This window comes from Amycolatopsis sp. NPDC026612, assembly GCF_040638285.1.
Classification (GTDB): domain Bacteria; phylum Actinomycetota; class Actinomycetes; order Mycobacteriales; family Pseudonocardiaceae; genus Amycolatopsis.
Window position 1 is genome coordinate 77,559 of the sequence record NZ_JBEZYB010000032.1, and the last position, 8,165, is coordinate 85,723.

Here is an 8,165-nt window from a genome sequence, read left to right on the forward strand (position 1 = left end):
CCGGCCTCCCGCGTTCGATTTCCCGCCACCGGTCAGGGCAGTTCGACGGACAGGCCGTGGTGGAACTCGTTCCGCGGGTCGTAGCGGCCCTTGATCTGCCGCAGCCGCGGGTAGTTGTCCTTGTAGTAGAGCGTGGACCAGGGCACCGCCGAGGTGTTCCACTCCGGGTCGGCCAGGTCGATGTCGGGGTAGTTGATGTACGACCCGTCGCTCGCCTCGCCGGGCACCGGTACCCCGCCCGTCTTCGCGTACACGTCACGGTAGAACTCGCGCAGCCGGGTGATGTGCTCGTGGTCCTCCGCCTCGTCGGCCCAGACCGCCATGAACGCCGCCTTGAGCACCGAGTCGCGCTGAGCGGTGGCGGTCGCGTCCGGGGCGACGGTGTTCACCTGGCCGCCGTAGCCGATCAGGATGAACTGGTTGTGCTCGCAGCCCTCACGGGTGAGGTGCTCCCAGACGGTGGACAGCTGGTCCTCGTCGTACCCCTTGCGCAGGTAGGCCGCCTTCAGCTTGGCCCGGCGGATGTCCTGCGTGCCCGGGTCGCCCCAGTTCGGGTAGGCCGCGACGTAGAGCCACGGCTTGACCGACTGCGTGCGCATCGCCTCGACCTCGACGCCCTCGCACACCGCGTCGAAGTACTCGTCGAGCAGGGCGGCCGCGTCCGGGAGGTCGTCGTCCACCATGGCCTGGAGCAGCAGCGCCCCACCCGACCGGTGCGAGGCGTAGAACGACGCGGAGTGCTGGGCGTGCCGCGAGCCGGGCGCGCTGTTGTGCTCGAACCACGTCCCGACGTTGCGCAGCACCGTCGTGAACGACTCCTCCGTCATCGCGTCCCACGACCACATGCAGTAGGCGACGCGCCAGCGGCTCGGCGCCTGCGGCAACAGCTCCGCGGGCTCGGCGGACGTGGCGCCCGGCGCGCGCACCCAGTAGCGGGTCACCACGCCGAAGTTGCCGCCACCGCCACCGGTGTGCGCCCACCACAGGTCGTGGTGCGGGTCGTCGGGCTCGCGCGTGGCGACCACGGCGTGCGCGGTGCCGTCCGCGTCGACCACGACGACCTCGACCGCGTACAGGTAGTCCACGACCGCGCCCAGCCGGCGCGACAGCGGCCCGTAGCCGCCGCCCGCGAAGTGCCCGCCCACGCCGACCTCGGTGCACTCGCCGCCGGGGATGGTCACGTTCCAGTTCTTGAACAGCACCCGGTAGACGTGGCCGAGGGTGGCGCCCGGTTCGATGGCGAACGCGCGGCGGGACGGGTCGAAGTAGACGGCCGTCATCTCCGACATGTCCAGCAGGACACCACCGTCGGCCGCGGTGAAGCCTTCGTACCCGTGCCCGCCGCTGCGCACCGTGACCCGCAGCCCGGTCGCGACGGCGTCGGCGACCACCGCGACCACCTGCTCGGTCGTGGTCACCACGCACACCCGGTCCGGCTTGGCGACGAACCGGTGGTTGGCCCCCCGCAGCAGGCTCTCGTAACGCGGGTCGCCCGCTTCGATGGTGGCCGGCCCGAACCCCGGCACGGGTGCCGCTCCGCTCACGTCAAAACACCTCGTTCTTTCGGTTTTCCGTCAGAGCCGCAGCGGTGCCTGCGGGTCGAGGACCGTGTCCTTCAGCACCTGGGTGAACTCGTCGGCCATGGCGCGGATGGTGACCTCGGTGAACTTGTGGGTGTTGAAACCGAGGTAGGCGCTGATTTCACCGTCGGCCGAGATGTCCAGCTGCCACAGGGCGCCGTCGGGGATCTCGGTGGCGCGCTCCTGGGACAGCCGCCGCGGCACGGTGCGCAGCTCCAGGTCGCCGACCGTCTCGCCGTCGAGCGTGAACGGCAGCTGCAGCACCTGGAACGCGACGAGCGCCTGGTCGTCCTCGGCCGCCGGGGCCATGACGGCGGGCGCCGCGCCGAGCACCTCGAGGAACGGGATCTCCCGGGAGTACGCCTCGAGGAAGGTCGCGCGGGTCCGCTGGACCACGTCCTGGAACGTGGCGGTGCCCGCGAGGTCGGTGCGCAGCGGCAGGAAGTTCGTGAAGTTGCCGACCGCGTCGTGGAACCGGGCCTGCTTGCGGTGGGCGCCGATGGTCGGCACCACCAGGTCGGTGGCGCCGGTCCGCCGGGCCAGCAGCACGTAGTAGGCGGCGAGCAGCACGATGAACGGCGTGCTGCGGTTGCCCCGGCCGACCGCGCGCACCGCGGCGGTCAGGTCCGAGTCGATGGTGTAGCGGAAGACGGCGGTGTTCTTCGGCAGGCCGGCCGAGCGCGGGAAGTCCGTCGTCGCCGTGGCCATCCGCCCGCCGTCGAGCTTCTGGCGCCAGAACGCCAGCGACGTCTCCGGCACCACCTCGGCCACCGACTCCCGCTGCCAGACCGCGAAGTCGCGGTACTGGCCGGGCTCGGGCCGCTCGGCGATGTCGTGCCCGCGCCGGCGGGCGTAGGCTTCCGCGAGGTCCCGCGCGATCACCTGCGCGGACCAGCCGTCGACCGCCGCGTGGTGCATGATCAGCACCAGCACCGAGTCCTGCTCGTCGAACCGGCCGAACACCGCGCGCAGCAGCGGCAGTGGCTCCATCGGGAACGGGCTGCCCTCGAGCTCGATGATCAGTTCTTCGGCCCGCCGGTCCCGGTCCTCCGGCGCGACGGCGGAGAGGTCCACTTCGGACAGCTGCGCCGGGCTCGGCGCGACGACGCTCTGGTACAGGTCATCACCCTCGCGGACGATCCGGGTGCGCAGCGCTTCGTGGCGGGCCACCACGTCGCCCATCGCCTCGACCAGCGTGGCGGTGTCGACCCGGCCGCGGACGCGCCAGCTCCAGGTGATGTTGTGCCGGGGCCCGAACGGCCCGGAGTCTTCCTCGCCGGCATCGAACACGCACAGCATCTGCTGCGCGTAGGACACCGGGAACCGCTGCGCCGACGTCGGGTTGCTCATCTCTCGCCCATCTCTAGTGCTCACTGTGCCCATCGTTACCAATCCGGCCACAGCCACGGCCGAACGACTTCGTGGCAACGGTTACCCGCCGCGCGGGGGCCGGCCTGCTTTTGGCCGGATTGGTAACGGGTCAGCGCAGGTCCACGCCGGCCTGGCGGATCGCTTCCAGGAACTTGCCCTGGCGCAGCGCCGTGGCGATCGTCTCGATGTCGTCGGCCATGTAGCGGTCGCGCTCCAGCGTGGGCACCAGCGCGCGGACGGCCTCGTAGGTCGCCTTGCCCGCCGGGCTGAGCCCGTCGTAGCGGCCGGACACGTCCACGGCCTGCGCCGCGGCGAGGTACTCGACGGCGAGGATGTAGTTGTTGTTCGACTCCACCCGCCGGGCGTTGCGCGCGGCGATCAGGCCCATGCTGACGACGTCCTGGTTGTCGCCGTTGGACGGGACGCTCTGCGTGCTGGCCGGGCCGATGGTCCGGTTCTCCGCGATCAGCGCGGTCGCCGGGTACTGCGCACCCGCGAACCCGCTGTGCAGACCGGGCTCGCCGGAACCGACCAGGAACTCCGGGAGCCCCGAGAGGTACCGGTTGAGGAGCCGGTTGGTCCGCCGCTCGGAGAACACCCCGAGCTGGGTCAGCGCGATCGTGGTGAAGTCCATGACGAACGCGACGGGCTGGCCGTGGAAGTTCGCGCCGTGGAAGACTTCCTTGCCCTCGAAGAACAACGGGTTGTCGTTCGACGAGTTGAGCTCGGTCTCGACGGTGCTGATGGCGTGGTAGACGGAGTCGCGGACGGCCCCGAGCACCTGCGGGATGGCCCGCAGCGTGTAGGCCTTCTGGATCCAGACATCGGTGCGCGAGACGTCGCCGTCCTGCTGCGCCTTGGCCTGCGCACGCAGGTCGGCGTGCTCGACGGCGAGCTGGGTACCCGCCAGCAGCGCGCGCATGTTCGCCGCGGTGTCGATCTGGCCGCGGTGCGGCCGGGCGATGTCGTGGCCCTCCGCCTGGAACGGGCTCAGTGAGCCGTGCAGGGTCTCCACCACCAGCGCGGTGACGATCTCGGCCTGGCGGACCTGGGTGAGCGCGCGGCCGAGCACCAGGCAGCCGAGCCCGGTCATCGCCGAGGTGCCGTTGATGAGCGCGAGGCCCTCCTTGAACCGCAGCTGCAGCGGCTCGATGCCGTGCTCCTCCAGCACCGCGGCGGTCGGCGTCTTCTTGCCGTCCTTGAGGACGTAGCCCTCACCGATCAGCGAGGACGCGATGTGCGCCAGCGGGCCGAGGTCGCCGCTCGCGCCGAGCGAGCCGATCTCCGGGATGGCCGGGGTGATCCCGAGGTTCAGGTAGAGCGCGAGGCGCTCGAGCAGCTCGGGCCGGACCGCCGAGTAGCCCTTGGCGAGGGCGTTCAGCCGCGCGGACACGATGGCGCGCGCCTCGTCCTCGGCGAACAGCGGACCGACGCCGGCGCTGTGGCTGCGCACCAGGTTGGTCTGCAGCTCGACCTCTTTCGAGGTGCCGACCAGCATGTAGATCATCTCGCCGTAGCCGGTCGTGACACCGTAGACGGGGACGCCGCTGCGGACCGTGTCCTCGAACTGGCGGCGGCTCTCCGCCGCGCGTTCCAGGGTGGTCGCCTCCAGCCTCACCGGCGCCTGATTCACGGCAACGCGCCGGACGCTTTCGATGTCCAGCTTGTCCCCGTTGAAATCAATCGACTCGTCGTTATCGACCAGCGTCACTTCTTCACCCCGTAAAGATGTCGGTGTGGCATTCGAGGCAACCGATTCGTGTCGACCTCTGCCACCGGGTTCGGTGAATTCGGGACACGTGGGTCGCGTAGCGGCCTCGGCCAATAATGCCCAAGCCGGCGGCGAACTTCTTCTCCGCACGTGCGGAGTGGGGGCGCACGCCGGGAGTTGAACACGAATACGCCTCCGGCGATGATCGGCGGAATAAAGAGCCGCTGGAGCGATACCGGCCGCTTCGGCACGCAGAAAAGGACCAGCCATGAAACCGTTCCGCATTGATGTTCCCCAGGACCGGATCGACGACCTGCGCGAGCGGTTGGCGAACACCCGGTGGCCGTCGGAGTTGGCCGGTTTCGGGTGGGAGCGCGGCGTGCCGCTGCGCTACCTGCAGGACCTGGCGGAGTACTGGCGCACCTCGTTCGACTGGCGCGCCGTGGAAGCGGAGTTCAACCAGTACCCGCAGTTCACCACCGAGATCGACGGCGAGGACATCCACTTCCTGCACGTCCGGTCGCCGGAGCCGGACGCCACCCCGCTGCTGCTCTCGCACGGCTGGCCGGGCGGCTTCCTGGAGTTCGCCGACGTCATCGGGCCGCTCACCGACCCCGCCGCGCACGGCGGCGACCCGGCGGACGCCTTCCACCTGGTCATCCCGTCCATCCCCGGCTACGGGTTCTCCACGCTGCGCACCACCGGCTGGAACGTGCCGCGGATCGCCTTCGCCTGGGCGGAACTGATGCGCCGGCTCGGCTACGAGAAGTACGTCGCCCAGGGCGGGGACGCCGGCTCGGTGATCTCCCTCGTGCAGGGCCTGGTCAACCCGGAGCCGCTGCTCGGCATCCACGTCAACATGCTGATGACCTTCCCCTCCGGGGACCCGGCCGAGCTCGCCGACCTCTCCGAGACCGACCAGCAGCGGCTGCAGAAGCTGGGCGAGTTCGACGTCGACCAGTCCGGCTACATGAAGATCCAGCAGACCCGGCCGCAGACGCTGGGCTACGGCCTCACCGACTCCCCCGTCGGCCAGCTCGCCTGGATCATCGAGAAGTTCCAGGCCTGGACCGACGAGTCGGCGAAGGTGCCGGAGGACGCGATCTCCCGCGACCGGCTGCTCGCCCTGGTCTCGCTCTACTGGTTCACCGCCACCGGTGGCTCCTCGGCGCACTTCTACTACGAGGGGGCCGCGGACGTCCGGGCCGCCGTCGCCGGCGCGGTGCCGCCGCCGCAGACCCGTCCGGTCGGCGTCGCCGTCTTCCCGCACGACGCGTTCCTGCCGATCCGCCGGATCGCCGACCGCGACATCCCCACGATCACGCACTGGACCGAGTTCGAGCGCGGTGGCCACTTCGCCGCGCTGGAGGAACCCCAGCTGCTCGTCGAGGACATCCGCGCGTTCGTCCGCACCCTGCGGTGAACAGCGCACGACCGAGCAATTCCGGAGATGACCGCCGCCTGGATCGTCGTCTTGAATTCTGACAATCCACGGTCCCCCCGTTCTTGAAGTGAAGGAGCACGCTGATGGTCGCCGAGTTAGTGGGGCCACCCACAGCAGAACCATCGAAAACACCAGAAGCCACCGTGAAGGGGAATCCGCCGCGCCGGGCCCGGGTGCCCGTGCTCGACGGGATCCGTGGTCTCATCGCGATCGGTGTGTTGTTCACACACACCGCCTACTTCGCCGGAATCATGGACCTCGGACCGGCGAAGGGCGTACCGGTCATCAACTGGCTGAGCGTCGGTCTGACCATCATCCTGACGCCGTTCTTCCTGCTGTCCGGCATGTTGCTGTACAAGTCGTTCGCCAAGGCGACGTTCACCGGCGCGAGCGGCCCGCCGCTGAAGGCGTTCTTCGCCCGGCGCCTGCTGCGCATCGTGCCCACCTACTGGGTGGTGGTGGCGGCCACGCTGCTGCTGATCAACTTCGCCAGCATCGACAACGTCTGGTACGTGGTGGCGCCGGTGCTGGGGCTGCACTACTTCAAGAACACCGACGCCTCGGGCCTGATCCCCGGTCTGGAGATCAGCTGGAGCGTCGTCACCGAGGTGATCTTCTACCTGCTCCTGCCGGTCGCCGCGGCGTTGATCAACCGGTACGCGCGGAGCGCGGCCGGCGACCCGGCCCGGCAGCTGCGCCGGATGATCTGGTGCCTGCTCCCCTTCGTGCTGATCGGCCCGGCGTGGGAGATCTACACGCACCTGCCGTCCATGGGCGAGTACCCGATCGAGCTCTTCTGGCCGCCGATGTTCCTCGGCGTCATGGCGCTCGGCATGGTGCTCGGCGCCTTGAACGCCTACTACGACGTGACCGGCAAGCTGCCGGGACTCTACCGGCTGGCCGCCAAGTCGCCGCTGTCGTGGTGGGCGCTGGCGTTCGCGCTCTACATCGTCAACTGCATCCGGCCGTTCGACAAGGCGGGCAGCAGTGACTACCCGCCGATCAGCCAGGCGCTGCTCGACCACGTGCTGACCGTCGTGTGGGGCGTGCTGGTGCTGGTCCCGCTGATCGCGCCGACGGCCCGGTCCAAGGTCATGGACGTGGTGCTGGGCAACCAGCTGAGCGTGTTCCTCGGCCGGATCTCCTACGGCGTCTACCTGTGGCACTTCCCGGTGCTGTACTTCGTCTTCCGCGCGGGCAGCCTGTTCGGGACCGCGCCGATGCTGACGCCGGGCACGATCGCACCCTGGCTCCTGGTCGGCGAGGTGCTGGTCGGCACGATCATCCTGGCCACGCTGACGTACTACCTGGTCGAGCGGCCCTCGGGCCGGCTCGGCGCCCGGATCGCCAAGTCGAAGGCGGCGGTCCCGACCGCGGCCCTCTGAGGGACCCGCGGCGACGAGCCTGGTGGAGTGTCCACATCGGACGCTCCACCAGGCTCGGTCGTCTCCGGGGTCCGATGCACCCAGTGCGCCCGGTGCGTCCACTGCGTCCGATGTGGACTTACTGGCACCGGCCGGGGGAAGCCCTCGGCCGGGGAAGCACAGCACGAGACGATTCTTCCGGCGCCGGGATCCACGATGGGATCGTGGGTTCTTCCGGCGCCCTTTCCGGACGATTCCCCGCTATCCACCTGACAGTTGGAGGTAGACCATTGAGCAGCAACATCGCGCGGAAGGTCGAGGAGATCTGGCGGGACGTGCTCACCGTGCCCAGCGGGCAGGAGGACGCCACCTTCTTCGAGCTGGGTGGTGACTCCGTCACGGCCGTCCGGCTCGTCTCGCGGCTCGAGGAGGAGCTCGGTGTCTGGATCGACGTCGGCGACATGTTCGAGGACCCGAACCTCGCCGCGCTGACCGAGGTCGTCGCCGCCAAGGCCGACGAGGCGGCGGCCTGACGGACGAGGAACCGCGTCCCCCCGACGTCCGCCCGTACCGAAACGAAAGAGATCCGGCCGGTGGCTGCTGCCAAGTTTCCGGTGCCCAGGATGCCTACGTTCACAACGGTCTCCTTCATGGGGAAGTGGTGTCGTTGTGAACGCTACGAACCAGGTTCCTAC

Annotated in this window: 6 protein-coding genes; 3 read left to right on the plus strand and 3 right to left on the minus strand. The window is 69.5% G+C overall.

Going from position 1 to position 8,165, the window contains the following annotated elements:
* Positions 1 to 32: 32 nt before the first annotated feature.
* The 3 genes from AB0F15_RS26435 to cmdF all read right to left on the minus strand — a co-directional run bounded on the left by AB0F15_RS26435 (position 33) and on the right by cmdF (position 4,662).
* Positions 33 to 1,544, minus strand: coding sequence for an FAD-binding protein (locus AB0F15_RS26435; RefSeq protein WP_360275500.1), 1,512 nt, complete (start codon positions 1,542 to 1,544; stop codon positions 33 to 35).
* 30 nt (positions 1,545 to 1,574) lie between these two features.
* A complete protein-coding gene (locus AB0F15_RS26440) occupies positions 1,575 to 2,930 on the minus strand; it encodes a condensation domain-containing protein (protein WP_360275502.1) in 1,356 nt (451 codons plus the stop codon).
* A 130-nt stretch (positions 2,931 to 3,060) separates the two neighbouring features.
* Positions 3,061 to 4,662, minus strand: coding sequence for a tyrosine 2,3-aminomutase (cmdF, locus tag AB0F15_RS26445; protein ID WP_360275505.1), 1,602 nt, complete (start codon positions 4,660 to 4,662; stop codon positions 3,061 to 3,063).
* Between the two features lie 268 nt (positions 4,663 to 4,930).
* On the opposite strand from cmdF, the gene AB0F15_RS26450 reads away from it, so the two are divergent.
* The 3 genes from AB0F15_RS26450 to AB0F15_RS26460 all read left to right on the plus strand — a co-directional run bounded on the left by AB0F15_RS26450 (position 4,931) and on the right by AB0F15_RS26460 (position 8,003).
* Positions 4,931 to 6,085: an epoxide hydrolase family protein gene (locus tag AB0F15_RS26450; protein WP_360275508.1), complete on the plus strand. Its 1,155-nt coding sequence runs from the start codon at positions 4,931 to 4,933 to the stop codon at positions 6,083 to 6,085.
* Positions 6,086 to 6,249: 164 nt separating this feature from the next.
* Positions 6,250 to 7,491 carry an acyltransferase gene (locus AB0F15_RS26455; RefSeq protein WP_360275511.1) on the plus strand — a complete coding sequence of 414 codons (1,242 nt, stop codon included), beginning with the start codon at positions 6,250 to 6,252 and terminating at the stop codon, positions 7,489 to 7,491.
* A gap of 269 nt (positions 7,492 to 7,760) precedes the next feature.
* Entirely contained in the window at positions 7,761 to 8,003 is a 243-nt protein-coding gene (locus tag AB0F15_RS26460; RefSeq protein ID WP_360275514.1) for a phosphopantetheine-binding protein, read from the plus strand.
* Positions 8,004 to 8,165 lie beyond the last annotated feature (162 nt).